Source organism: Ferrimicrobium sp., assembly GCF_027364955.1.
GTDB lineage: Bacteria > Actinomycetota > Acidimicrobiia > Acidimicrobiales > Acidimicrobiaceae > Ferrimicrobium.
In genome coordinates this window covers 470-1,037 of record NZ_DAHXOI010000072.1, presented here as the reverse complement: position 1 = coordinate 1,037, position 568 = coordinate 470, and the positions used below count along the sequence as shown (strand labels likewise).

At 52.8% G+C, this 568-nt stretch carries 1 tRNA gene; it reads right to left on the bottom strand.

Annotated features, from left to right (window positions below):
- Window positions 1-327 precede the first annotated feature (327 nt).
- A tRNA-Cys gene (locus tag M7Q83_RS14060) sits at window positions 328-401 on the bottom strand.
- Window positions 402-568: the final 167 nt, after the last annotated feature.

Genomic DNA, 568 nt, shown 5'->3' with positions numbered 1-568 from the left:
ACCGGCGATGTATCGCGTTAAGGAGCGTACCCGGTACATCAGCGCTCTTCAACGAGCCGACACAGAGGGCGATGACACTGACTTCGTAGCCGTGACCGCAAAGGCTGTGGAGGTCATGCTCGATCAGCGCATAGAGTTCGCATCTGGATCCACCAGTTGACCATTGCGCTCGTATTTGATAACTTTCTTGCCGATTCACAATTTCGGCTAAGGCCCTAAGCTGCTATGTTGTCGCCGCCTTTACAACATGTCGACAGAGCCCATTGTGGTTCAATCGTATGGCTCCCGTCCTACTAAATGGGGTGATTGACCACAATCACCATGTTTTGGAGGCGCTGGACGGGCTCGAGCCGCCGTCTCCTGTTTTGCAGACAAGCCCGTATTCTCTTCGGCACAGCGCCATGTTAATAATGTGCATGTCCCGATGTGGTGGAGGTGGCGGGAGTCGAACCCGCGTCCCATGAGTCGATCTGGATAGTTCTCCGAGCGCAGTTCAGTTTAAGTCTCGACAACCAAAAGCACTGAACAGCTCTATGATCGTCACAACCAATCTTGATGTCCCATTTAG